This is a genomic window from Streptomyces sp. NPDC025273 (genome assembly GCF_040638585.1).
Taxonomy (GTDB): domain Bacteria; phylum Actinomycetota; class Actinomycetes; order Streptomycetales; family Streptomycetaceae; genus Streptomyces; species Streptomyces cinereorectus.
Window position 1 is genome coordinate 491,712 of sequence record NZ_JBEZYP010000001.1, and the last position, 25,100, is coordinate 516,811.

Genomic DNA, 25,100 nt, shown 5'->3' on the forward strand with positions numbered 1-25,100 from the left:
ACCGGGTGGGGCCCCGTCGCCGATTCCGCAGCTGGGTCAGACGAGGGTGGACCGCTCGGCGTGGGCGGACGGCTCCCGCGCCTCCCGGTCCAGCCGCGCACGTAGCCAGCGCTGCGAGGGGCGTTCCACGAGCCGGTGCAGCAGCCAGGCCGCCAGCAGGATGACGGCGGTGGTCACCAGAAGTGTGGGCCAGGCGCCCAGGTGTCCGTACAGGTTCCGGATCAGGGCCCAGCCGAGCTCTTCGTGAAGCAGGTAGAGCGGGTACACGAGCGCGCCCAGGGTGGCGAATCCTGTCCAGCTGATCCGGTCGAGCTTGTGCAGCGCGACGGCGAGGACGAGCAGATAGAAGAGGGTCACCAGTGCCAGCGCGACGTAGGGATGCCGGTCCATCCCCCGGTCGTGACGCAGACCATCGGCGTGCTGGACCAGATCGCTCTGCATGACCAGCCAGCTTGCGGCAAGGAGGCCCCAGAGCTTGAGGTCGGGGCCGAACCGGTACATCAGGTACATCGTGATGCCGCCGACGAAGAGCGCCGTGTTCAGTGGCTGGGCGAAGATCCCGAGGACAGGTACCTGCTGGTTCTCCTGCTGGATCAGCACACTCGCCAGGAGCCACAACCAGCAGAAGACGCTGACGCGGCGGTAGTCGAGACCCTTGCAGATCACCAGAAGGAAGAGCAGGTAGAAGGTGAGCTCCGCCCAGAGGGTCCAGTACGCACCTACCAGATGTTGCGCGGACAGCGGCACCTGAAGCATCGTCAGGTTCGTCAGTGATTCACTGATACTCGGACCCGTGCGGGCGCCGTCAGGAAGCGTGCGCCAGACGACGAACGCCACGACAGCCGAGAACCAATAGGCCGGGAACAGCCGCAGGAACCGGGCCCGCACGAACTGCCCCGGGGTGCGGTCCCACGCGGACAAGCAGATCACGAATCCGCTGATTAGGAAGAAGAGCTGGACACCGTAGGAGCCGTAGGAAGTCACCGGGAAGAGCCAGGGGAACAATTCCTTGGGATTCACCCCCCAGTTGGCCTTCGTCGCAGCGTCCACCCCGGTGAAGTGAAAGGCGAGTACGGCGAGCGCGGCGACGATCCGCAGCGCGTCCAAGGCGTGCAGCCGCGGCCCGGGAGCCCTGACGGGGCCGAGCTGCGTGGCTGCCGCAGGGACAACCGCCTGGCCGGTTAGCTGGACCTTGGTCTGGGGCATGGGCGGCCTCGTTAGGCTTGAACCGGGCACCGGGAGTCGGTGCTGTGCCTGGTCATACTAAAGAGCCGACGAGATTGCGGTGGCCGGGGGTTTCCCACCGACATGGCGCCATTACCGGGATCTCACTCCGCATTCGCCCTTGCGGCCCGCTGTGCGGGGAGCTCCGCGAACCGTGTGAGCAGCAACCGGTCGAAAACCGTGCAGACGGTCTGCCAGTCCCAGGCGGAGATTGCATGCTTGGAGGACTCATGACCGGCTTGCAGCCACGTTTCCGCGGATTCGTTGACCGCCAGAATCCGCTGGGCCGCCTCGGCAGGCGTGGACACCACCCAGTGGGAGGGGAAGAGGGAACGGGCGCCGTGCGGCTTTTCGGCGAAGAACGGCCAGTCACGCACCACAGGGACCGCGCCGCTCGCAGCGCCCTCCATGATGCTCAGAGGCCAGCCCTCGCGGACGGATGTGCTGAGTACCGTTCCGACACTCGTCAGCGCCTCGGGCACATCGTCCGTGTGCCCGAGCACCCGCACGGTGCCGGCGGCGACGAGTGGTTCCAGTTCCGTCGCGAACGCCTTCTGATAGTGGTGGAGCGCCGGACTGGCGGACGGGTTCAGGGCTCCTCCGATCAGGTGCAGTTGGTAGCGCTCGTCCGTCTGCCGGAGGATTCGCAGCACCTGCAGCGCCCATCGAGGGTCCTTGGCGACCTGCCCGGCGCCCACCAGACCAAGAGTGAAGCGGGCGTCGGATGTCTTCGGCAGTGCGAAGCGGGTGAGTTCGACCGCGTTGTCCACGACATGGATGACAGGAGCGCCTGGATCCCGCAACCCGGGAAGCAAGGCCAGGGCAAGGTCCCGCACGTGCTCGCTGACGAAGACCAGATCATCCACGCGGGAGAAGTCCACCAGATGCGGCCAGTAGCTGAATGCCTCGAAACTGTGCAGGCGCATCACGACCCGGGTGGTGCCGGGGTCGACGAGCGTGAGGAAGGCGGCGGCCGCAGTGCACCATTCGACGAACACGATGTCGGCCCAGTCGAGATGCGGGCGGAGCACCTGATCCGCCTCGTTCACGTATTCGTTCCGTGCCCCGAGGCCACCGGCGATCATCCGGCCCATGCCCTTGGCGAGAGGGGCCGTCGACGCGTCCTCCGCCGTGTTCAGGACGCGCACGTCCACATCCGCGTGGTCCCGGTAGCGTTTCAGGATCACGGGCAGGAAGTTGTCGTTGCCGCTGTGGATGAAGAGCAGACGCACAGGCCGGTCGGCCGGAGGCGCTGCTGCGGGCACCTCGCGCCCGCGAGGTGCCCGCAGGGCCCTGAGCGCACGGCTGCGGCGCAGCGGCGCGGTGTACCTGGCCGGATCGGTGGCGAGCGGCGAAGTGAGGCCGTCCAGATGGGCGACCCTGTGGAAGGCGAGGATCAGCGCCTTGGCAACAGAAGCCGCGGCAGCGCTGCGGCGGCCGGCCTTGTGGTGCTGATCGGCGCACGCCAGTTCTGCCGCGTACGCCTGCGTCAGGTGTCTGGGCACATACCCGAGGTCGAGCCTGGCTTCAGCAGCCGCGATGAGGACGTCTGCCTTGGTCCGCGGATCCTGTATACGGTGACCGGCCACGCCGAGCACACGCTCCGCCAGGACCGGTTTCTTGACGCGTGCCATCCGGTCGGTGGCCCAGCGTGCGAGACCGACGAGGTGTGCGTCGGAGAGGCGAGGTGTCAGCACAACGAAGCTCCACGTTCGAGTCAGGAACTCGGACCGTACGGGCTTCGCTGAGGTAATGGAAGAGCGACTGATGGTCAAACGTGGGGTAGACGCCAAATGTCTCGGTGGCCACCTTGCCCGACTCGGTCAGAGCGCCCCGGCGGTTCGCTCCGTAAGGACACCGTCGCGCTCGCCGTACAGGGCGCCCGTCTGTGGGCACTCCCAGACACCGGGCTCGTCCGCCCGCTCGACGAGCTTGACTCCGGACCGGCCCACCCAGCCGATCCGGCGAGCCGGCACGCCGACGACCAGGCCGAAGTCGGGCACGTCCTTGGTCACCACTGCGCCCGCAGCGACCATGGCCCAGCGTCCGATGCGTACCGGTGCGACACAGACGGACCGTGCGCCGAGGGAAGCCCCCTCGGAGACCTTCACGCCCACGGCCTCCCAGTCACCGCCGCGCTTCTGCCTGCCGTCGGGGTCGACAGAGCGAGGGTTGTGGTCGTTGGTGAGGACCACCGCGGGACCGACGAAGACACCGTCGCCGAGCTCGGCCGGCTCGTACACCAGTGCGTAATTCTGCAGCTTGACGTTGTTGCCGATCTGCACGCCGGTCCCCACGTAGGCGCCGCGGCCCACCACGCAGCCCTCGCCGAGCTTGGCCCCCTCACGGATCTGAGCGAGCTCCCAGACGCTGCTGCCGGCGCCGATCTCGGCGCTTTCGTCGACCTGAGCGGTGGGCTGGACCCTGTAGTTCACGTGTTACGCCTTCCGGAGAGCGGACTTGCCCGGCGAGCATACGATCTCCCGGAACCGCAGGCGTGTACGCGGGTGGGGAGCACGCGTACACGCCTTCCGGGCTCTGCGCTTCGGGCACGGTGATATCGGGTTCATCCACCGGCCGCCCACCGCACTCCGACACTAGTCGTGGTTGAAGGCGATGCCGTTGGTGAGTGAGGTCGCTCCGTTCTGGACGCCGTCGATTTTCACGGTCTGGCCCGACACGTGCTTGATATAGACACGCATGATGAAGGTCCGGGTACCGCACGTTGTGTCGATGCTCATGTTCGGCAACGAGAAGTACGCGACGTAATGGTGCCCGTCATCGCCGATCGCCTTCCGCGACGCGGAGCTGTGCGTGCGACACGCATGACCGGTAGTGCCGAGCTGGACGAATTCGAAACGAGTGTCTACTACCGCGTCAGTGCCACGTTCGTACTTGTCTGTCCCGTCCGCGCAGGAGGCGGTCCCTTTGTAGCAGGTCGTCAATTCGACATTGGCCTGAGCCGTCACAGTCGTGGCGGACGAATTCGCCTTCCATTGGTGGACCGGAGTTCCGTCGTCGTAAAATACCCAGGCATCGGGATCGGTCGCACCATCGCCGACATAGGTACACGAGCCGGTGGTGTCAGCACTTTCGCAGGCCGGGTTCTGCCACCATTGGGCGCCCTTCTGGTCGGAGTCGCTGACTTCCAGCCACGTGCTGTCGGCGACGGCGGTCAGATAATAGCTGCCCGGCAAGGTCGAATAGGCCGAACCGTAAAGCATGCAGGTGTACACACCCACCGCCGGTGATGTGAAGAGGAGATCGGCGTAGATCGGCAGATGGCCTGGTATCGCATAGGTGCTGGTGTCGTATCCCTCGTGGTTCCTTGCCGAGGCGGACACGACCGATGCGGGTGCACCGGTCGAGTCGGTGCATTTGATGCGGTTGGTCAGCCCGACGATTCCAGTCGTGGAACTTGTTGTTTCCAGCCGGGTCTTCAGGTGCCGCTTCTCGCCGGCGGCCAATGCCAGTGTGCGCCTGAGGAGCTCGACTGTGGTGCCGCGCGGAATCTGTATGTCCTCGGCCAGTCGGACGCGTGTGACGCTGCCGCTGTCGGCGCGGGCCGCGGTGGGTGCCATGGCTACCAGTGCCATGGTGAGGGCAGCGACAAGGAGCGTCCTCGCCGTACCGGACAAGAGCATTTGCGGATCTCGGCCTTCTGTCTCGGATGTGCACAGAGCTGTGGCCCCGAGCGCCGTGCGGGACGGCGCTCGGGGCCACACCGGGGTCATGTGTTCATATTTCCCTGCCCCTCGGGGCGGCCAGCGCGGCTCAGGGGGTTGCGTTACCCAGGCAGACCTTGTCCCAGAAGCCCCCGCCGACTGCGGTTCCGATGTCGCTGCTGAAGCCACCGGCGGGCATGGTGCGAACCGCTGTGTAGCTACTGCCGTTGTACTCCCACACCTTGGCGGTGACCGAAGAATTGCTGACGTAGGATCGAATGGAGCCGAACGCGCTCGTGTCCCACGGATAGAAACAAGCATTGGTGCTGGCGCTGGTGATTCTGTCGCCGGTGAAGTTAGTGCCGTCATAGATGCACAGTCTGGCTGCCGGGCAGTCCGCCACCGCCGAAGCCGGCGTGGCGGTCAGCATCATTCCTCCGCCGGCAATGGCAAGCGTCGAAAGAATGGCTGCCGACTTCTTCTTCCACTCCATGGAATTCCCTCTCATTTCACGGTCCGTTCGGTCCTGATGGACGTCGCATCCCTGTCCGGGGTGACTCTCATCGGTGGACCTGCATTCCGTCGTGGTATCCAGCTGGCTGTCTGCCGCGATGACTCTCCCCCAGGGGTGATCCGTTCGCCAGCTTCATGTTGGGACATGACGGAAAATGAAGGCGTGTGTGGCCGGAAGGGGATGATTTCCTTGGGGTGGATGACCTTCGGGGTATTTTAAACGCGATTATCGGTCGCGATCCGGCATTAGGTCTCGGCCACTGTTTCGGGGTTCTGGGTGATGAGGGCCCGTCGTTCATTTCTGCGCGCCGGTGGGATCCCCTGGGTTCGCGAAGACGGGGTGTCGCTGCCCTTCGGCCGGGTGCGCATTGGTAACTGTTCGTTCGTGCACGCTCGTGGCGCGCCCGGCGCTCCGGGCATCGTCCGGCAGGAGGTGGCGACTCGTGGCGAGGGCGCCCGGGGCTCGGTTTGACCCTCCGCACCCCGCCCCGTAGCCTTGACCCTCGGCGTGTTTCCATGCGCCTACCCCTGAGCACATCCCTCCCGGTGGATCCGTCCCCGGGGGAGGCCGCTCATCCTTCCGGACCGTCGCGGGCCTCGGCCTGCGCGAACGGCTGGCATCAGGGGATCCGTTCCGAGTGAGAGAGAGATCCGCGTGTACGCCATCGTGCGCAGCGGTGGTCGCCAGCACAAGGTTGCTGTCGGCGACATCGTTGAGGTTGACAAGATTCCCACCGCCAAGGTTGGCGACACGGTCGAGCTCTCGACCCTGCTCGTTGTCGACGGCGACGCCGTGACCAGCGACCCCTGGGTCCTGGACGGCATCAAGGTCCAGGCCGAGATCGTGGACCACCACAAGGGCGCGAAGATCGACATCCTTCGCTACAAGAACAAGACGGGCTACCGCCGTCGCCAGGGCCACCGCCAGCAGTACACGGCGATCAAGGTCACCGGCATCCCCGCGGCTGCGAAGTAAGGGACTGAGGAGACATGGCACACAAGAAGGGCGCATCGTCCACTCGGAACGGGCGCGATTCCAATTCCCAGCGGCTCGGCGTGAAGCGCTTCGGCGGTCAGGCCGTGAACGCCGGTGAGATCCTGGTCCGCCAGCGTGGCACCCACTTCCACCCGGGCACGGGCGTCGGCCGTGGCGGCGACGACACGCTGTTCGCGCTGACCGCCGGTGCGGTGGAGTTCGGTACCCACCGTGGCCGCAAGGTCGTGAACATCGTTCCCGTCGCTGCCTGAGTCAGGCAACGGCGAGACGACACAGCACCTTCCGAGGGCGGATCTCAGCTTTCCCGGTAATCGGGGAAGCGGGTCCGCCCTCGGCGTGTTACGTCAAGAGACAATTCCGTATTTATCCGCAGTACCTGGAGGCACCAACCATGACCACCTTCGTGGACCGCGTCGAGCTGCATGCCGCCGCGGGTAACGGGGGCCACGGCTGCGCCTCCGTCCACCGTGAGAAGTTCAAGCCGCTGGGCGGCCCTGACGGGGGCAACGGCGGACGCGGGGGCGACGTGATCCTCGTCGTCGAGCAGGCCGTCACCACGCTCCTGGACTATCACCACAGCCCCCACCGCAAGGCCACGAACGGCCAGCCCGGAGCGGGCGACAACCGTTCCGGCAAGGACGGCCAGGACCTCGTGCTCCCGGTGCCGGACGGCACCGTCGTCCTCGACGGGGCGGGCAACGTCCTGGCGGACCTGGTCGGCCAGGGAACCACCTTCGTGGCGGGCCAGGGCGGCCGCGGCGGCCTCGGCAACGCCGCGCTGGCCTCGGCCCGGCGCAAGGCACCCGGGTTCGCGCTGCTGGGCGAGCCGGGAGAGAGCCGGGACATCGTCCTGGAGCTCAAGACCGTCGCCGACGTCGCGCTCGTCGGCTACCCGAGCGCCGGCAAGTCCTCACTGATCTCGGTGCTCTCCGCGGCCAAGCCGAAGATCGCGGACTACCCGTTCACGACCCTCGTGCCCAACCTCGGCGTCGTCACCGCGGGCTCGACCGTCTACACCATCGCGGACGTTCCCGGGCTCATCCCGGGCGCCAGCCAGGGCAAGGGCCTCGGCCTGGAGTTCCTGCGGCACGTCGAGCGCTGCTCCGTCCTCGTGCACGTCCTGGACACCGCGACGCTGGAGTCGGACCGCGACCCCGTCTCCGACCTCGACATGATCGAGGAGGAGCTGCGGCTGTACGGCGGCCTCGAGAACCGGCCGCGCATCGTCGCCCTCAACAAGGTCGACATCCCGGACGGCCAGGACCTCGCCGACATGATCCGTCCGGACCTGGAGGCACGCGGCTACCGCGTCTTCGAGGTCTCGGCCATCGCGCACAAGGGCCTCAACGAGCTCTCGTACGCCCTCGCGGGGATCATCGCCGAGGCGCGCGCCGGCAAGCCGAAGGAGGAGTCGACGCGGGTCGTCATCCGCCCCAAGGCCGTCGACGACGCGGGCTTCACCGTGGAGCGGGACGATGAGGGCATCTACCGCGTGCGCGGTGAGAAGCCCGAGCGCTGGATCCGTCAGACCGACTTCAACAACGACGAGGCGGTCGGCTACCTCGCGGACCGGCTCAACCGCCTCGGTGTCGAGGACGCGCTGCGCAAGGCCGGTGCACAGGCCGGCGACGCCGTGGCCATCGGCCCCGAGGAGAACGCGGTCGTCTTCGACTGGGAGCCGAGCATGGCCGCCGGTGCGGAGATGCTGGGCCGTCGTGGCGAGGACCACCGCCTGGAGGCTCCGCGCCCCGCGGCGCAGCGCCGCCGGGAGCGGGAGTCCGAGCGCGACGACGCGCAGCGCGAGTACGACGAGTTCGACCCCTTCTAGACGCGGTGCCGGGCGCCCCTCTTCGGCTGGGGCGCCCGGATTCACAGAGAACTGCCAGGTAGGGGGCAGTATGGGGGTCCACGGTGTGCGGATTGCGTAACACGTCTGTGGAGTCCGTCACTCCAGTTGCGGGCCCCGTGGGCCCAACCTGCCTGGCCAGGCAGTGAACTGCGGGTTTCCCCAAGGCGAGCAGCGGTAAACGTCCGCCTTGCGGGACGGTCACGGAGAGTGCGACCATCACACTGTCTCCCCCTGTCATCGCAAGGTAGGTCGTCTGTGTCTGTGCCGCATGAAGCCAAGCCCCGGACCACTGCGGTCGTGCTCGCCGGTGGAACCGGTCAGCGTGTGGGACTGTCGATCCCCAAGCAGCTGCTGAAGATCGCCGGTAAGGCAGTCATCGAGCACACGCTGACCATCTTCGAGAACGCCGAGGACATCGACGACGTCATCGTGCTGATGGCCCCCGGCTTCGTGCCCGACGTCGAGAAGATCGTCGCCAAGGCCGGCCTGACCAAGGTCATCAAGGTCATCGAAGGCGGCAACACCCGCAACGAGACCACCGAGCGTGCCATCGAGGCTCTCGGTGAGGGCCTCGCCGAGGGCGAGGACCGCAATGTCCTCTTCCACGACGCGGTCCGTCCGCTCCTGTCGCAGCGCGTCATCAAGGACTGCGTCGCGGCCCTCGACCGCTACCAGGCGGTGGATGTGGCCATCCCGTCAGCGGACACGATCATCGTGACCCGCACCCACGGCGAGGACGGCGAATTCATCACGGACGTCCCGGACCGGTCCCGGCTGCGCCGCGGGCAGACCCCTCAGGCGTTCAAGCTCTCCACGATCCGCAAGGCGTACGCGATCGCGGGCGGCGACCCCAACTTCCAGGCCACCGACGACTGTTCGGTCGTACTGCGGTACCTCCCCGACGTGCCGATCTACGTGGTCGCGGGCGACGAGTACAACATGAAGGTGACTCAGCCGGTCGACGTCTTCATCACCGACAAGCTCTTCCAGCTGGCTTCCACGGCGGCCCCGCGCCAGGCCGACGAGGCCGCGTACCGGGAGCGGCTCTCGGGCAAGACCCTGGTCGTCTTCGGCGGTTCGTACGGCATCGGTGCCGACATTGCCACGCTGGCCGAGCAGTACGGCGCGAGCGTGTACGCGCTGGGCCGTTCCACGACCGGTACGCACGTCGAGAACCCGGAGCACGTCGACGACGCGCTGTCCAAGGCGTACGCGGAGACCGGCCGCATCGACTACGTCATCAACACCGCGGGCGTGCTGCGCATCGGCAAGCTGGCCGAGACCGACAACACGACGATCCAGGAAGCGCTGAACGTCAACTACCTGGCGCCCGTCCAGATCGCCCGCGCCTCCTACAAGTACCTGGCGGAGACGCAGGGCCAGTTGCTGCTCTACACCTCCAGCAGCTATACCCGGGGCCGCGCCGAATACAGCCTCTACTCCTCCACCAAGGCCGCCATGGTGAACCTCACGCAGGCGCTGGCGGACGAATGGGCGGGCGAGGGCGTCCGGGTCAACTGTGTGAACCCGGAGCGCACCGCGACCCCCATGCGCACCAAGGCGTTCGGCCAGGAGCCGGACGGCTCGCTGCTCTCCTCCGAGGCCGTGGCACGCACCTCGCTCGATGTGCTGCTCTCCACGATGACGGGCCACGTCATCGACGTACGCCAGCAGGACCCGACGCGCGAAGCCGCCGAATCCTCCGGATTCGAGCAGGCACTGGCCTCGGTGTTGGACCGTCAGGAAGATGTGTAATAATTCTTGACAAATGCACTTTTACGGGCCTCTGTGATCGCGGAAATGCGACTGCAGAGGCCCGAATGCGTGAAGCCGCACCTTCACATTTCCCTCAATACGTGAAACAACCGGCACCCCCTGGAGCAGGTCCTTCGTGATTTCGACAGCCATTCGCCTGGCCCGTGTGGGCAGTCGGTCAGAACTGACGGCAGCGATACTGATGATGCTGGGTTATCCCTGCGTCATGATTGCCGCGCTTCTCCCCGACATCTGGTTCTTCGCGGCGGCCACGGCTGTCACGTATGCCGCGGACTGGTATCTGCATCAGCGCGGCAGTTATCTGATCAACAGGCTCGGCAAGGTGCGGGCGGGGCTCTCCATCCGCTTCCTGCTCCGCCAGCTGATGATCATCCTGCTGCTGGCCCGGCTGGACCTCGCGGAGGAACCGCTCTTCTACTCGGCGGTCGCCTGCTTCCTCGTCTTCTACGGCCTGCAGGCCCCGCACGGCGCCCTGACGACCCTGATCCGGCTGCGCCGCACCATGCCGGTCGTCACCCGCAACGTGGACCTGCACGCCGTCCGCATCCCCGACGCGCCGCCGCGCTCGCTGCTGCACCGCTCCGCCGAGAAGATGCTCCACCTCGACATCCCTGCCGTGGCCGGGATCCTGATCGCCGCAGGCACGGGTGAGGACCTCCTCGGGTTCATCGGCGCCGGGGTCACCGTGCTGCTGGCCGCCGTCTACAACGCCCTGCTCGTCCCGTATCTGCGCCGGGCCCGCCGGGTGCCGTCGGCCCCCGCCGTGCTCAAGGCCCTGGACACCTGGCTCCGCGAGTACCAGCCGACCGTGGTGCTCTACTTCTCCGGCTCCAACGAGTCCGCGTACCAGGGCAACATGTGGCTCGACACCATGGCCGCCGTCGAGGGCCGCCCACTGATCGTCATGCGCGAGCGCAACCTGGTCGCCCAGCTCGCCGACACCGCCGTACCCGTGCTCTGCATCCCCGCCGGGACGCACCTGATGAACCTGGACCTCTCCACCGTCCGGGTCTGCCTGTACCCCGCCAATGTCGGCAAGAACATCCACATGCTGCGCGTCCCGACGATGAAGCACGTCTTCATCGGGCACGGCGACAGCGACAAGCTGGCCAGCGTCAACCCCTTCTCCAAGGTGTACGACGAGGTGTGGACGGCCGGCCGTGCGGGCCGCGACCGGTACGCACTGGCCGATGTCGGCATCCGGGACGAGGACATCGTCGAGGTCGGACGCCCGCAGCTGGCGCCCATCGAGAGCTGGACCGGCGCCGCGAAGAACCCCATCCCGACGGTGCTGTACGCGCCCACCTGGGAGGGCTGGGACGACAACCCCGGCAACACCTCGCTGCTGCTGGCCGGTGAGAACATCGTCCGCCGGCTGCTGGAGGCGGACAGGCCCGTCCGGGTCATCTACAAGCCGCACCCCTTCACCGGGATCCGCAACGCCAAGGCCAAGGCCGTCCACGGCCGGATCAAGGCCCGGATCGCCAAGGCCGCCCAGGAGCGTGCCGCCGACCCGCGCTGGGCGAAGGAGGCCTCCGCGGCCGCGGCCGGGCACAGCGCGGCCAGGGCCGAGCTGGCCCGGATCGAGTCGAGGCTGGCCGAGCTGGCGCAGCCCGGCCGGTCCGGCGGCGACGAGTCGGAGCAGTCGCGCGTCTCGCTCGCCGACCCCGCACGCCAGGCCGAGATCGCCACGCTGCGAGCCGAGTGGAACGACGCCTACTGGCGCTCCTTCGGATGGTGGGAGCACCGGACGGTGTCCGGGGCGCAGCCGAAGCTGTACGACTGCTTCAACCAGTCCGACGCCATGGTTTCGGACATCTCCAGCGTCGTCTCCGACTTCATCGCGAGCGGCAAGCCGTACGCGGTCACGGACTCGGCCCAGCTCGGCGCGGAGGAGTTCAAGCGCCAGAACACCGCCGTACGGGCCGCCGTCATCCTCTCCAACAGTGCCGAGGAGATCGGTGTGCTGCTGGACGCCGTCGCCGACGCGTCGGCGGACCCGCTGGCCGAAGCCCGCCACGAGCTCAAGAGCTACCTGCTGGGCCCGGATGAGCCGACCTCGATGGAGCAGTTCAACGCCGCGGTGCGGGCGCTCGCGGCCAAGGCCGAGGCCAGGAACGCGGGCGTCGCCCAGCGGATCGGGGTGCAGACCGCTCCTCTGCCCGACCCCGAGGCCGATTCCAGCGGCGCCGGGGACGGGGTGGCGGAAGTGGTCGCCGAGGCCGCGGCCGCGGCCGATCCGGATGCCGACGCGGGAGTCGGCACGGGACCGTCCGTGATCCGCTGACCGTCCGGTGTAATCCAGCCGTCATCCAGATGTTCGCAAGACGTCCGGATCACGACGCAACCTCCTCGACGGCCCGTCCGTCTCCCCTGAGGGAGGGGAACGTACGGGCCGTTCTGCGTGTCCGGGTACAAAGCGCGCGATGAGGCGTCGTTCTATCGTTTCCCCTGATTGATACGGATATGTGCGAACCGGGGAGCGATGACCACCAGCCAGCCAGATGTCAGCGTCGTCATAGGGGCCTACGAGGCGATGCCCTATCTGATCCGATGCCTGGAGTCCGTCGAGGCGCAGACGCTCCCGGCCGAGCGCATGGAGATCATCGCCGTCGATGACGGTTCGACGGACGGCACGGGGGAGTACCTCGAGGAATTCGCCGTCCGGACCGCGATTCCGATGCGTGTCGTCCGCCAGGAGAACTCCGGCGGCCCCAGCGGCCCGCGCAATGTGGGCCTCGGGCTCGCCCGGGGCCGGTACGTCTTCTTCCTCGACGCGGACGACTACTTCGGCGAGGAGGCCCTGGAGCGCATGGTCTCCATGGGTGACCGGGCCGGCACGGACGTGGTGCTCGGAAAGGTCGTCGGCGTCAACCGCGGTGCGGCCAAGTCGATGTGGAAGGAAACCGTCGAGCGGGCGGACCTCTATTCATCCAACATCAAATTCACGCTGAGCGCCCAGAAGCTCTTCCGGCGGGAACTCCTCGTGCGGCTCGGAATGACCTTCGATGAAGGGCTGAAGACGGGCGAGGACGCCCTCTTCACCATGGAGGCGTACCTGCGGGGCAACGGGGTCTCCGTCGTCGCCGACTACACCTGCTACTACCTGGTGGGCCGGGACGACGGCAAACACGTGACGAAGAGCGGTACCTATCTGCTGCGCTTCGATTCGGCGCGGGCGCTCATGGGACTCATCGCCGCCCATGTCCCGCCGGGCCCCGAGCGGGACGCGCTGATGGTCCGGCCGTTCGTCATCACGCTGCTCCCCCAGTTCGGGCCGGCCCTGCTCAGGCAGTCCGAGGCCGTACAGCAGAAGAAGATGCGGCTGGCCGCCCCGCTGCTGGACGCCTACTGGTCGGCGGGCCTGGCACGCCGGCTCAAGGTCCACGAACGACTGCGGCTGACCTGTGTCTCGATGGGCCGGCTCGACCTGCTCCTGGACGTCCTGCGGTTCATGCGGGACAAGAACGTGCCGAAGGCCGTACGCAAGGGCGCCCGGGGCCGGCTCTACCTGACCTACCCGCACTTCGGCGAGGGGGCCGGGCTGTCCGACGCCGCGTACGAGGTGACGGTGACCGAACGGATCGGCGGCCGGAGGATCGATGTACCGGGGCGTCAGTCCACTGCCGTCTTCCTGCGGCGCCTGGCGCGCAAGGTGCGAAGGACGGCCCGGGCCACCCTGCACGTGCCGCGACGGGCGCACAAGGTCTGAGACCCTGTGCCGACCCGTGGCAGTGGACCGGCTTCCTCACTGTTCGGGGCGCAGCAGCCTCCGGACGGGACGCCCCACCACGCGCCGGGCGCGCCGATAGGCCGACGGCCACGCGGCCGCTCCGTCGTCGGCCTGCACCCTGATGCTGACCGGGGAGGCCTTCTTGGCGAGCTGGCTCCGCAACTTGGCGTTCTGCTCGGTCAGTTCCTCCATCCGGCCACGCATCCAGCTGAAGCGGCCGGCCAGCGACGCCGGGTCGCTGCCGATCCACGGGCTGACGGCCGGCGGGAGGGTGAGCTTGCTCATCTCCGCGTCGAAGGCGGCGCCGCCGTCACCATGGGTGAAGGTGTTCTCCAGGCCGTTCTTCTCCATGAAGCCGGTGAACCGGAGGAAGCGTTCCTTGTGGCCGTTGACGAGATCATCGAAATCGGCTGCCGCGTACAGCTCGGCGGGGTCGATGTCCTTGGGGGTCTCGGAGATCTTGCGGTGCGGGATGCCGAAGTAGCGGCACAGCTCCAGGGTCCGGGAGTCGCTGCAGAGCACGGTGCTCGGAACGCCCGCCAGCAGCGCCGCGATGTTGCCGTGGATGCGCGAACCGAACGAGAAGTCGAACTCCCGCAGGTCGCTGATCCAGGTGGCCGGGTCGACGTAGAGCCGGACCTTGCCCTCGCGGTACATGGGGTGGGACGGGTGGGTCGGCATCGCGGTCAGCGCGCCGATCGGGTTCGCCGTCTCCCGCCAGTGCAGCAGCTCGGCCTCCAGAAGGTTCTGTCCGACGAACCGCAGATGCGGGTAGCGCTCGTGGGCCCGCCGGATGATGGCGTCGAGGCCGTGCGAACGTACGGCGCTGTGCGAACCGTTCACCGAGATGCGGGACTCCGGGGTGAGCGCCTCGGCCTTCTTCTCGACCCGGAACGTGTCACCGTGCATGAACATGGAGGGGCAGCCGATGACCTCGACGTCCCGGAAGCCCATGCCCTTGAGGTACTGCTCCGTGAACTCGCCCCGCACGCCGATGGACGCGCTGCGGTTGAGCACCTCCGTGACGAATTCCCTGACGGTCGGTTCCATCGGCTTCAGCCGGGACGCGTTGTACGCGAGATCGGCCTGAGCGCCGACACCCAGCACGACGACCGGGATGCGCAGCTTCTTGATCAGCTGCGTCATGCGCTGCAGCGGGCGCTCGAACGTCGGGCGGAAGGCGTTGGCCAGGGGTACGACGAACGCGTCGTACTCCTCGTTGATCCGCGCGGCCTCGGACGCGACCGTGCGGATCCCGTTGGAGAAGACCTCTGTCCGCGGCGTCGTCAGTAGCTTGTGCGCCGCGTCGCTGAAGATCAGGTTGCCCGCGTTCGTCGCGAAGACATCTCTGTGGAGGGATTGTTCGAGTGAGGCCACATCGAAGGGGCTCTTGCCCGATCTGAGAAGAATGCGCTTTTTGCGGGTCGGTTCATCAGTCACGCGTAAAGCGTAGCCCGATGAATGACTGGTGGAGATTACGTAAATGGCTCATTTCTGAGGCATACCGGAAGTCGCCCAGGCGCCACCCGTTCCGGTAGGGGCGGTCGAACGGGTATGGCAGGCCCGGCAGACGGAGCGGAGCTCGCACCGAGGCCGGAACGGGGGGCCGGGCAGAGGCCGGAACCGGTTCCTGCCGAGGCCTCACCCGGGCCCGGGCGTGCGCTGAGACGGTTCGGCGCGTCCCCTGCGGCCTCGCGTAGATTGGGGGAACCGAGCAGGACGACGTGATGGGGACGGGCGTACGTGTCAGGGGCAAGGGAATCCGAAGGCGCACTCCGCACACCCTCAGGGAGCGGAGCGGCGCGGAGGCCGGGCGTGACCGACGCCCGCAGGGTCGTGGTCAAGGTCGGATCCTCCTCGCTCACCACCGCGGCCGGCGGCCTGGACGCCGACCGGGTCGACGCCCTCGTCGACGTACTCGCCAAGGTCAGGAGCGGCGGGGAGCGTGAGATCGTCCTCGTGTCCAGCGGTGCGATCGCGGCCGGCCTCGCCCCGCTCGGGCTCGTCCGCAGACCCAAGGACCTGGCCCGCCAGCAGGCCGCGGCCAGCGTCGGCCAGGGGCTGCTCGTCGCCCGGTACACCGCCTCGTTCGCCCGCTACGGCGTGCGCGTCGGCCAGGTGCTCCTCACCGCCGACGACACCAGCCGGCGGGCGCACTACCGCAACGCGTACAGCACCCTCGGCCAGCTCCTCGAGATGGGCGCGTTGCCCGTCGTCAACGAGAACGACACCGTGGCCACCGACGAGATCCGGTTCGGTGACAACGACCGGCTGGCCGCGCTCGTCGCCCATCTGGTCCACGCCGACCTCCTCGTCCTCCTCTCGGACGTCGACGGCCTCTACGACGGCGACCCCAGCACCCCCGGTACCTCCCGCATCGCCGAGGTGAGCGGACCTGCGGACCTGGAGGGCGTCACGATCGGCAGTGCCGGAAAGGCGGGCGTCGGAACCGGCGGCATGGTCACCAAGGTCGAGGCGGCGCGGATCGCCACAGCCGCCGGAGTCCCGGTCGTCCTCACCTCCGCGAGCCGGATCGCCGACGCCCTCGCGGGCCGCGACACCGGTACGTACTTCCACCTCACCGGGCGCCGCTCGGCCGACCGGCTGCTCTGGCTGGCCCACGCGTCGACCCCGCAGGGCGCGCTCACCCTGGACGACGGAGCCGTGAAGGCCGTCGTCGAGCGCCGCACCTCGCTGCTGCCGGCCGGGATCAGCGCGGTCGAGGGCGAATTCTCCGCGGGAGACCCGGTGGAACTGCGCGACCCCGCGGGCCGGGCAGTCGCCCGCGGACTCGTCAACTTCGACGCCAAGGAGATCCCCCAGCTGCTCGGCCGCTCCACCCGCGACCTGGCCCGCGAACTGGGCCCCGCCTACGAGCGCGAGGTCGTACACAGGGACGATCTCGTCGTCCTCACGCCCCGCCTCTCCCCCTGAAACGGCTGAAAGTCCAGCCTTCGGGCGGAGACCTTCACCAAAACCGCCCCAAGCCCGGCCCCGGACTGGTCAACTTTGTCAGGGGACACGACGGGTCAGCCCAGCTACATATTCACAGGAGGCCGCCGGTGAGACGAGCGCGCCCGGGGGCGCCGCCCCGCGGAACGGGCAGCCGTGCCCTGACCAGCGTCGGAGCAGGGGCCGACTTCGGCGGTCCGCCCATCGACCGGACCCTTGAGCAGGAACCGGTGGTGACGACCGAGGCCCAGGCCCGGTCCAAGCTGTGGCACATCACCCTCAGCGTCTCCGGAAGTGAGACCCCGCTGAAGGAGGTCAGACGCGGACTCGAACAACTGGCGCACGACCATCCGTTCCTGCTGACCAGTCGGTATGCCAACGACCACGCGGAAGTGCGCTACTGGGAAGAGGCGCGGGACCTCCACGACGCGGCGGCGGTGGCGCTGCGGCTGTGGGGCGAACACCGTTCCAGCGCCGGACTACCGCCCTGGGAGATCGTCGGCCTGGAGGTCATCGACCGCGAGACCTACCACCAGCGCGTCGCCGAGGGCTACGGTCCGCCGCCGGCCGCCCCGGTCGGCGTGCACCCGTACTGACCGCGGGCGCCCGTCTCGCATCACGGGATTCGTGACGGATGCCCGCATGTGCGCACTACCCTGCGGGCATGACCACGCTCTCGCCTTACGACAACATGTCCCCGGTCGTCCAGGCCGCCTACCGGGCCCGCGCCGCCGCCGCCGACATCGCGCCCCTCCCGCGCGCGGCGAAGGACGACGCGCTGCTGGCGATCGCGGACGCGCTCGAAGTGCGCGCCGGCGAGATCGTCGAGGCCAACGCCGAGGACGTTGCGCGTGCCCGCGAGGCCGGGACGAGCGAGTCGATCGTCGACCGGCTGACGCTCAACCCCGAGCGGATCCGCGCGATCGCCGCCGACGTGCGCGATGTGGCGGCGCTGCCCGACCCGGTCGGCGAAGTGGTCCGCGGCTCCACCCTCCCCAACGGCATCGACCTGCGCCAGGTGCGCGTGCCGCTCGGAGTGGTCGGCATCATCTACGAGGCACGGCCCAACGTGACGGTCGACGCCGCCGCCCTCTGCCTGAAGTCCGGCAACGCCGTACTGCTGCGCGGATCGTCGTCGGCGTACGCCTCCAACAGCGCCCTCGTGCGGGTCCTCCGCGACGCGGTGGGCGGCTCCGGCCTCCCGGCCGACGCGGTGCAGCTCGTCCCGGGGGAGAGCCGCGACTCGGTCCGTGAACTGATGCGCGCCCGCGGCCTGGTCGACGTACTGATCCCGCGCGGCGGCGCCTCCCTGATCCGCACCGTCGTGGAGGAGTCCACCGTCCCGGTCATCGAGACCGGTACCGGCAACTGCCATGTGTACGTGGACGCGCAGACCGATCTGGACATGGCCGTCGGCATCCTGATCAACTCCAAGGCGCAGCGCCCGAGTGTCTGCAACGCCGCCGAGACGCTCCTGGTCCACAAGGACGTCGCGGCGGACTTCCTGCCGCGGGCCCTGGAGGCGCTGGCCGAGGCCGGGGTGACCGTGCACGGCGACGAGCGGGTGCTGGAGTACGCCGAGGGGTCCAAGGCCACGGTCGTCGCGGCGACGACGGAGGACTGGGAGACCGAATACCTCTCGTACGACATCGCGGCCGCGGTCGTGGAGTCGCTGGAGTCGGCCGTGGCGCACATCCGCCTCTGGTCGTCGGGCCACACCGAGGCGATCGTCACCACCTCGCAGGCCGCGGCCCGCCGGTTCACCCAGTTGGTGGATTCCACGACCGTTGCCGTGAACGCGTCCACGCGCTTCACGGACGGCGGTCAGTTCGGATTCGGCGCCGAGATCGGCATCTCCACGCAGAAGCTGCACGCCCGCGGGCCGATGGGGCTGCCGGAGCTCACGTCGACGAAGTACATCGTCACGGGGGACGGTCACATCCGCTAGCAGGGTGGGCCCCGGGGCCCCGCGTGGCCCGGCGAGGAGTTTGCGGGCTCTCTGCCCAAAACGCCCCGCCGGGGCTACGCTGAAGCTGTGCCGGACGACGTGGGGGGCAGGCCGTTCCCGGACGGCTGGGAGCCCGACGACGACCGCGGGGGCGCGGACGAGGACTTCGCCTCCGTGGTGTTCGACGAGGACTTCGTGCGGTCCGCCGAGATCCACGAACCCACGGCGGTGGAACGACTGCTCGCCGCCGCCCAGGCCCGCGCCGAGGCCGAGGCCGGCCGGGCCCGCTCCGCCGGCGGCTCCATGGACGACGACCTCTACGACGACGCTTACGGGCCGGACGCCGCACACGGCCGCGGGAGACCCTTCGGGGATGTCCATCACTCGAACGGGTTCCACGGCGCCGACGAGTACGACCAGGGCCCGTACGGGCGCCATGGAGGTGCTCTGCGGCCCTACCGGGGCACCGCACGCTGGCACCGGCCGGTCGCCTGGCTGCTCGCCGTCCTGATGGGGATCGGCATGGTCGCTCTGGCGTTCACCGCCGTCTACCGAGGTGCCGCGGGCAACCGGCAGGACCAGGCCCCGCCCCCGGCGACGAGCGGCGTCGACGCACCGGGCGCCGCCCCGTCCGCCTCGGCCGACCACTCACGCCCGGCGGTGTCCGCGGTCCCGCGCACACCGTGAGACGCCGATCGCCCGCAGGGGCGGGTGGTGGGATGGCGCGGGGCCGGGTCCGGCGAAGCGGTGCGCACGCAACTCACGGCTTCGGGGGTGCGCCGCGGCCGTCACTCGCTGCGGCCCATCGTCGAAGCGGTGCGGTTGCGGGCAGGCGGTGGCGCGGCTCGGCCTCGGCGCGTGTCCGGGGCGCCTCCGTACCCACACGTATGGCCCATCCGCCCCGCGTGGTCCACAGACCCGCGTAACGCGACGACGCGCAGCCGATGATCCCGGCGACGGGGGCAGGGACGGGGACGGGGGAGCTGACCGATGCGGCGCTATCAGCGGCCCCGGGCAGGTGGCGCAGCCGGCCCGTCCCACCGGCGCCCGCGATCAGCCCACCACCGGCGCTCCCGGTCACGGTCCCACCTCGCGCTCCCGACTGCGCTCCTACCTGCAGCGCGTTTACCTTGATGACGATCGACCTAGTCTGAAGGTATGACCCCGGTCTCTCCTCCCGTCCCCGTCCCCGGGGAGAGGGCCACTCATCTGTTCATGTGTCGATCGAACCCGTGACGGACAGGTCCGCCCGATGCCCTTCGGCTGAGGCGGACCCAGCGCCCGCCTCGCCGCCGGCGCGGAGATCGGGAGAAGCCATGACAGGCCGCGGAGAACCGCCGGAAGATCCGCCCGAGAACCCCTCGGGCGGCGAGGACGAGTACCGCTCCCTCGTCTTCGACGAATCGTTCGTCCGTGCTGCCCGGCTGCAGGAATTCTCTGCGCAGGAACGGATGGGCGAACCCGCGCGCGCCGTACGCTCCCTGCCGGGCGGCGCCACCCGCCGGCGATCCCGGGCCGCCACAGCCCTCGTCCTGCTGATCACGCTGGCGTTCGCCACCGCCGTCTACATCGGCTTTCGCAACCCCTACCCGACGCCCGTCGGCCGGCATGCCGAGCCGCTGCGGACGACCATGATCCCCCTCGCTCCGCAGGGCGCGGTGCCCGGGGGAACCCCGGAAGCCCTTCTGGACGAAGGCCCGGCCGCGGAATTCCGGACCGGCGCCTCCGGAATCAACCTGCCAGGGGTCCGGCGGACCGAGAACTTCTCGGACAGCCAGGTGACCATTGCCCTGACCACGGTCAAGGACTACCTGGTGGAGTCCTCCCTCGACCCCGACGTACTCACGGGTGGGGTCGTCCGGCCGGTCGGAAGACTGCTCGACCCGGAACAGGCGGCCCAGTTCGACCGGAGCGTTAACTCACCGGCCGACGACGGCGAGCACATCGCCACGGGCTGGCTGGTCCGTTTCGACCCGGCGGAGGTGGAACTGGCCGACCCGGAGATCCGGGTCCGGGGAACCCTCTCCTACGCGGAGGCGGGGGCGGACACCCTGGAGGTGGTGTCCGACCACACCTTCACGTACGTGCTGCGCTCCGCCACCTCCGCTCCTCACCGGGCGGACGACGCCTCGCTGTTCACCGTGCGGCGCGTGCTGCACTTCCTCCTCGACCGGGAGGACCTCCGGCTGCACCGGCTGGAGCTGCGCAGCGCGCATGTCCAGGCCGGGCCGCAGTCGTGCTCCGCCGACTCGGCCGGTGCCCTGCGTCCGCTGCTCGCCGGCGAGCAGTCCGACCCCCGGGGACCGGCCGGCACCGACCCGTACGCCACGGGCCTGCCCATCGCGGGCATGTGCGGGACGCTGGAGGTCAGCTCCCCGTCCCCGGGTTCTCCCCGGGGTCCGGACGCCGCCAGGTCCCCTCGGAGTCGCCCGTAGCGTCGCCCGCCGGGGCACCGCCCCTTCCGGCGGAGCCACCGCTCCCGCCTGCCGCGCCGGTGAACTTGTCGCGGAGCTTGCCGCCCAGGTCCCCCGCCCCGCCCGCGATGTCACCCACGAGCTTCATCAGCGGGTCCTTGCTGGTGCGCACGGTGTCCGCGTAGTGCGAGGCGGATTCCCGGAAGGAATCCGTCACCGAGGCGTCCTTGTCCTCGTCGCGCCGGGGGTAGTGGCCGTCCATGATGCGCTGGTAGTCCCGGGTCTCGGACCACTTCTTCAGCTCGGCCGCCCGCACGGTGGTGAAGGGGTGCGACCTCGGCAGCACGTTGAGGATCTTGAGTACGGAGTCACGGAGGTCGCCGCCCTTCTCGTACTCGTCCGCCTGGGCGAGGAAGGCGTCCACATTCATCTCGTGGAGATGATTGCCTCCCGCGATCTTCATCAGACCGCGCATCGAGGCCTGCTGGTCCTGCCCGACCAGCAGCCCGGCCCGGTCGGCGGACAGCTCCGACTTGCGGAACCACTCGCGCAGCGCCGTCACCAGCGCCATGATCGCGACATTGCCGAGCGGGATCCACGCGACCTTCAGCGCGAGGCCGGTGAGGAAGAGCAATATCGTGCGGTACACCGCGTGACCGGAGAGCGCGTGACCCACCTCGTGGCCTACGACGGCCCGCATCTCCTCCTCGTCGAGCAGCTCCACCAGCCCGGTCGTCACCACGATGATCGGCTCGTCGAGACCGACACACATGGCGTTCGGCTGCGGGTCCTGGTTGACGTACATCGGCGGGACCTTCTCCAGGTCCAGGATGTAACACGCGTCCCGCAGCATGTCGTTGAGATGCGCGAACTGGGCGTCGCTCACGCGGACGGAGTCCGACAGGAAGAGCAGCCGCAGACTCCGCTCGGGGAGCAGTCCGCTGAGTGCCTTGAACACGGTGTCGAAACCGCTCAGCTTGCGCAGGGCCACCAGGGCCGAGCGGTCCGCCGGATGCTCGTAGGCACGAGAGGAGATGCCCGGGAATCGCCTGCGCTGCCTGCTCGGCACGCTCTCGTGACTGTTGTCGGTCATGGATGGCCCCCTGTTCGTACGAGACGTTGCTCGTCCCCCTGACACACGCCAGCGTATGTGCTGGCGCTACGGTGTGCGGGGGGCTGTGGATAACTTTGAGGAGCGCCCGAAATGCCGCACACCGCCGCACTGCTCGCCGCGGTATCCGAGGACCAGGGGGCGGGCAGCACACTTCGCGTCGTGCTCGTCGTATCGCTCCTCGGAGCTGCCCTGCTCGCCTGGTTCCTGCTGCGCGGATACCGCGACGACGACAACAACGACTGAGTCGGCGTGAGCGTGCCCGTGACACCCGCATACGATGTCCGCGACGTCTTCCTTCCGACTCCCGAGCGATAGGTCCTGCAGAAGATGAGCCTCACGAGCACCGCGCACCAGCTGGTCACCCTCGCCTCCGAGGGCGGCGAGCAGGGTGGCAACCACGAAAGCCTCAGCCCGTACCTCACCGGTGGCGGCGCGCTCGTCGTGCTGCTGCTCCTGCTGTGGATCACCACCCGCTTCAACCGAGACCGCTGAGGTACAGGCGAACAGCCGTGCCAGTAGGGTCTGCACGCATGGGAGAGCAGGAAGTGCCTACCGGACGCGGCAAGCGCCGACTCGGCGTGATGGGCGGGACGTTCGACCCCATCCATCACGGACATCTGGTGGCGGCCAGTGAAGTGGCCGCCCAGTTCCACCTCGACGAGGTCGTCTTCGTCCCGACCGGGCAGCCGTGGCAGAAGAGCCACAAGCACGTGTCCCCGGCCGAGGACCGCTATCTGATGACGGTCATCGCCACGGCCTCCAACCCGCAGTTCTCGGTCAGCCGCAGCGACATCGACCGCGGTGGACCGACATACACCATCGATACGCTGCGGGATCTGCGTACGGCCCACGGTGACGCGGACCTCTTCTTCATCACCGGCGCCGACGCGCTGTCCCAGATCCTCACCTGGCGGGACGCCGAGGAGCTCTTCTCGCTCTCCCACTTCATCGGTGTGACCCGGCCGGGCCATGTACTGACGGACGACGGGCTGCCCGCGGGCGGCGTCTCGCTCGTCGAGGTGCCCGCGCTGGCGATCTCGTCCACGGACTGCCGGGCGAGGGTCGCGCAGGGGGAACCGGTCTGGTACCTGGTGCCGGACGGTGTGGTCCGCTACATCGACAAGCGCCAGCTGTACCGCGCCGAATAAGCCACGCAGAGGGGCACCGGTGAACGACCGACAGAACCCGTACGACCCGTACTACCAGCAGCAGCCGCAGATCATCGGCTACGACGAGTACGGGCAGCCGGTCTATCAGCAGCAGGGGCAGCAGCAGTACGACCCGTATGCGCAGCAGCAGGCTCAGCAGCCGCAGCAGTCCCAGCAGGACGGGCAGACGCAGCCGGTCTACCCGGACCAGGGATACGGCCACGACCCGTACGCCGGCACGCAGCAGCAGTACGACCCGTACGCCGCTCAGCAGCAGCCCCAGCAGGACTACGGGTACGACGGCGCCTACGGCACGTACGGGTACGACACGGGCCGGCAGCAGGCCGTGGAGGATTCCACGCAGCAGTGGAACACCCCGCAGAACCAGGTGGCCGCTCCGCCGGAGGCGGAACCCCAGGGGGAGCCCGAACCCCTCCCCGAAGCCGTCGTGCCCGGACAGCGCCGCGCCGACCGGGACTACCGCACGGAGCAGTTCTCCTTCATCGAGGAGCCCGACGAGGACTCCGAAGATGTCATCGACTGGCTGAAATTCACCGAGAGCCGCAGCGAGCGGCGCGAGGAAGCGCGGCGCCGCGGGCGTAACCGGATGGTCGCGCTGATAGTCGTCGTGGCCCTCGTCGTGGCCGGCGGCGCGGGCTACCTCTGGTTCGCCGGCAAGATCCCCGGCGTCTCGGGCCAGGACGGCCAGGAGTCCACGGCGACCGGCCCGCAGAAGCGCGACGTCATCGTCGTCCACCTCCACCACACCAAGAAGGGCGGCACCTCCACGGTGCTGCTCGTCGACAACGTGACCACCGGACAGGGCACCACCGTCCTGCTGCCCAACTCGCTCGCCGTGGCCACGGACGACGGTTCCACCACCACGCTCGGCAAGTCCGTCGACGACGACGGTTCCACCGGTACCCGCGAGGCCATCGACACCCTGCTCGGCACCAAGATCAGCGGCACCTGGCGGCTCGACACCCCGTACCTGGAGAACCTCGTCGAGCTCGTGGGCAACATCGAGGTCGACACCGACACCGCGGTGCCCGATGCCAAGAAGGGGGCGGCGCCGCTCGTGAACAAGGGGGAGGCGCAGACGCTGAGCGGTCAGATGGCCGTCGCCTACGCCACCTACCAGGCCCCGGGCGAGCCACAGGCCAAGCAGCTGCTGCGCTTCGGTCAGGTCCTGCGCAGCGTGCTGCGCAAGATGTCCGAGGACCCCGAGGCGGCGACCGTCACCGTCGAGACGCTGGCGCAGATCCTCGACCCGTCGCTGCCCGAACGCGACCTGGGTGCCTCGCTGGCGAAACTCGCAGGTCACGCCAAGGTCGGCGACTACAAGACGGCGCTGCTTCCCGTCCAGGACGACGGAACCCTCACCGAGGAGGCCACCGCGAGTGTCGTCGAGGACGTCCTGGGTGGCGCGGTGAAGGCTCCGGACCCGGACGCGGCGGTACGCGTCGGCATCAAGAACGCCACGGGCGACACGAAGGGCTCCGAGTTCGCCAGGGTCCAGCTCGTGAACGGCGGATACGCCTTCGTCGACAGCGGCACGACGGACCCCGCGGCATCGTCCGAGGTGCTCTACCGGACCGCGGAGGACAAGGCCAAGGCGGTCGAGGTCGCCAAGACCCTGGGCCTGTCCGAGGACGCGGTGAAGAAGGGCGAGCCGGCCACGAACGCCGACGTGTCCGTCCTGCTCGGGCAGAACTACAAGATGCCGGAACAGACGTCGTAAGGGCTGTCGGCGGTCCGTGAGACCCT

At 68.7% G+C, this 25,100-nt stretch carries 22 protein-coding genes; 15 read left to right on the top strand and 7 right to left on the bottom strand.

The genetic code is table 11. From position 1 onward, the window contains the following. Positions 1–36 precede the first annotated feature (36 nt). From AB0F38_RS02030 to AB0F38_RS02050, 5 genes are all read right to left on the bottom strand, one after another. Positions 37–1,206 (bottom strand): acyltransferase, encoded by a 1,170-nt coding sequence (locus tag AB0F38_RS02030; RefSeq protein WP_361885191.1) that lies wholly within the window; start codon positions 1,204–1,206, stop codon positions 37–39. Positions 1,207–1,328: 122 nt separating this feature from the next. After that, positions 1,329–2,822 carry a glycosyltransferase gene (locus tag AB0F38_RS02035; protein WP_361885193.1) on the bottom strand — a complete coding sequence of 498 codons (1,494 nt, stop codon included), beginning with the start codon at positions 2,820–2,822 and terminating at the stop codon, positions 1,329–1,331. A gap of 225 nt (positions 2,823–3,047) precedes the next feature. Further along, on the bottom strand, positions 3,048–3,659 hold the full coding sequence (locus AB0F38_RS02040) for an acyltransferase (RefSeq protein ID WP_361885195.1): 612 nt from the start codon (positions 3,657–3,659) through the stop codon (positions 3,048–3,050). Between the two features lie 162 nt (positions 3,660–3,821). Next, positions 3,822–4,805, bottom strand: a complete 984-nt coding sequence (locus AB0F38_RS02045; RefSeq protein ID WP_361885197.1) for a hypothetical protein — start codon at positions 4,803–4,805, stop codon at positions 3,822–3,824. Between the two features lie 193 nt (positions 4,806–4,998). Then, positions 4,999–5,382 (bottom strand): peptidase inhibitor family I36 protein, encoded by a 384-nt coding sequence (locus AB0F38_RS02050; protein ID WP_361885199.1) that lies wholly within the window; start codon positions 5,380–5,382, stop codon positions 4,999–5,001. Between the two features lie 675 nt (positions 5,383–6,057). Between AB0F38_RS02050 and rplU the strand changes: the two genes are divergently transcribed. The 6 genes from rplU (at position 6,058) to AB0F38_RS02080 (ending at position 13,736) form a co-directional block, all read left to right on the top strand. Next, entirely contained in the window at positions 6,058–6,378 is a 321-nt protein-coding gene (gene rplU / locus AB0F38_RS02055; RefSeq protein WP_018551604.1) for a 50S ribosomal protein L21, read from the top strand. Positions 6,379–6,392: 14 nt separating this feature from the next. Then, positions 6,393–6,650, top strand: coding sequence for a 50S ribosomal protein L27 (gene rpmA, locus AB0F38_RS02060; RefSeq protein ID WP_056785490.1), 258 nt, complete (start codon positions 6,393–6,395; stop codon positions 6,648–6,650). Between the two features lie 140 nt (positions 6,651–6,790). Further along, positions 6,791–8,227 (top strand): GTPase ObgE, encoded by a 1,437-nt coding sequence (obgE, locus tag AB0F38_RS02065; protein WP_361885202.1) that lies wholly within the window; start codon positions 6,791–6,793, stop codon positions 8,225–8,227. A gap of 276 nt (positions 8,228–8,503) precedes the next feature. After that, the gene (locus AB0F38_RS02070; RefSeq protein ID WP_361885204.1) at positions 8,504–10,003 is read left to right on the top strand and encodes a bifunctional cytidylyltransferase/SDR family oxidoreductase; all 1,500 of its coding nucleotides are present in this window, start codon (positions 8,504–8,506) and stop codon (positions 10,001–10,003) included. A gap of 226 nt (positions 10,004–10,229) precedes the next feature. Continuing rightward, a complete protein-coding gene (locus AB0F38_RS02075) occupies positions 10,230–12,311 on the top strand; it encodes a hypothetical protein (RefSeq protein ID WP_361885206.1) in 2,082 nt (693 codons plus the stop codon). A 198-nt stretch (positions 12,312–12,509) separates the two neighbouring features. Continuing rightward, positions 12,510–13,736, top strand: coding sequence for a glycosyltransferase family 2 protein (locus AB0F38_RS02080; RefSeq protein WP_361885208.1), 1,227 nt, complete (start codon positions 12,510–12,512; stop codon positions 13,734–13,736). Positions 13,737–13,772: 36 nt separating this feature from the next. Here the strand turns inward: AB0F38_RS02080 and AB0F38_RS02085 are convergent, their stop codons facing one another. After that, the gene (locus tag AB0F38_RS02085; protein ID WP_361885210.1) at positions 13,773–15,197 is read right to left on the bottom strand and encodes a polysaccharide pyruvyl transferase family protein; all 1,425 of its coding nucleotides are present in this window, start codon (positions 15,195–15,197) and stop codon (positions 13,773–13,775) included. A 375-nt stretch (positions 15,198–15,572) separates the two neighbouring features. On the opposite strand from AB0F38_RS02085, the gene proB reads away from it, so the two are divergent. The 5 genes from proB to AB0F38_RS02110 all read left to right on the top strand — a co-directional run bounded on the left by proB (position 15,573) and on the right by AB0F38_RS02110 (position 21,092). Further along, a complete protein-coding gene (gene proB / locus AB0F38_RS02090; protein WP_361885212.1) occupies positions 15,573–16,691 on the top strand; it encodes a glutamate 5-kinase in 1,119 nt (372 codons plus the stop codon). Positions 16,692–16,819: 128 nt separating this feature from the next. Further along, the gene (locus AB0F38_RS02095) at positions 16,820–17,305 is read left to right on the top strand and encodes a hypothetical protein (RefSeq protein ID WP_361885214.1); all 486 of its coding nucleotides are present in this window, start codon (positions 16,820–16,822) and stop codon (positions 17,303–17,305) included. Positions 17,306–17,373: 68 nt separating this feature from the next. Next, positions 17,374–18,657 (top strand): glutamate-5-semialdehyde dehydrogenase, encoded by a 1,284-nt coding sequence (locus tag AB0F38_RS02100; protein WP_361885216.1) that lies wholly within the window; start codon positions 17,374–17,376, stop codon positions 18,655–18,657. An 87-nt stretch (positions 18,658–18,744) separates the two neighbouring features. Then, on the top strand, positions 18,745–19,344 hold the full coding sequence (locus tag AB0F38_RS02105; protein WP_361885218.1) for a hypothetical protein: 600 nt from the start codon (positions 18,745–18,747) through the stop codon (positions 19,342–19,344). Between the two features lie 629 nt (positions 19,345–19,973). Further along, on the top strand, positions 19,974–21,092 hold the full coding sequence (locus AB0F38_RS02110) for a hypothetical protein (RefSeq protein ID WP_361885220.1): 1,119 nt from the start codon (positions 19,974–19,976) through the stop codon (positions 21,090–21,092). Here the strand turns inward: AB0F38_RS02110 and AB0F38_RS02115 are convergent. Then, the gene (locus tag AB0F38_RS02115; RefSeq protein ID WP_361885222.1) at positions 21,025–22,164 is read right to left on the bottom strand and encodes a M48 family metallopeptidase; all 1,140 of its coding nucleotides are present in this window, start codon (positions 22,162–22,164) and stop codon (positions 21,025–21,027) included. The genes AB0F38_RS02110 and AB0F38_RS02115 overlap by 68 nt on opposite strands. 111 nt (positions 22,165–22,275) lie before the next feature. Here AB0F38_RS02115 and AB0F38_RS02120 point away from each other — a divergent pair, with 111 nt between their 5' ends. The 4 genes from AB0F38_RS02120 (at position 22,276) to AB0F38_RS02135 (ending at position 25,074) form a co-directional block, all read left to right on the top strand. After that, complete coding sequence (locus AB0F38_RS02120; protein ID WP_361885224.1) at positions 22,276–22,428, top strand: hypothetical protein; 153 nt, start codon at positions 22,276–22,278, stop codon at positions 22,426–22,428. Positions 22,429–22,512: 84 nt separating this feature from the next. Then, complete coding sequence (locus AB0F38_RS02125) at positions 22,513–22,677, top strand: hypothetical protein (RefSeq protein ID WP_361885228.1); 165 nt, start codon at positions 22,513–22,515, stop codon at positions 22,675–22,677. A gap of 38 nt (positions 22,678–22,715) precedes the next feature. Beyond that, positions 22,716–23,333 carry a nicotinate-nucleotide adenylyltransferase gene (gene nadD / locus AB0F38_RS02130; RefSeq protein ID WP_361885230.1) on the top strand — a complete coding sequence of 206 codons (618 nt, stop codon included), beginning with the start codon at positions 22,716–22,718 and terminating at the stop codon, positions 23,331–23,333. Positions 23,334–23,352: 19 nt separating this feature from the next. After that, entirely contained in the window at positions 23,353–25,074 is a 1,722-nt protein-coding gene (locus AB0F38_RS02135; protein WP_361885232.1) for an LCP family protein, read from the top strand. The last annotated feature ends 26 nt before the right edge of the window (positions 25,075–25,100 follow it).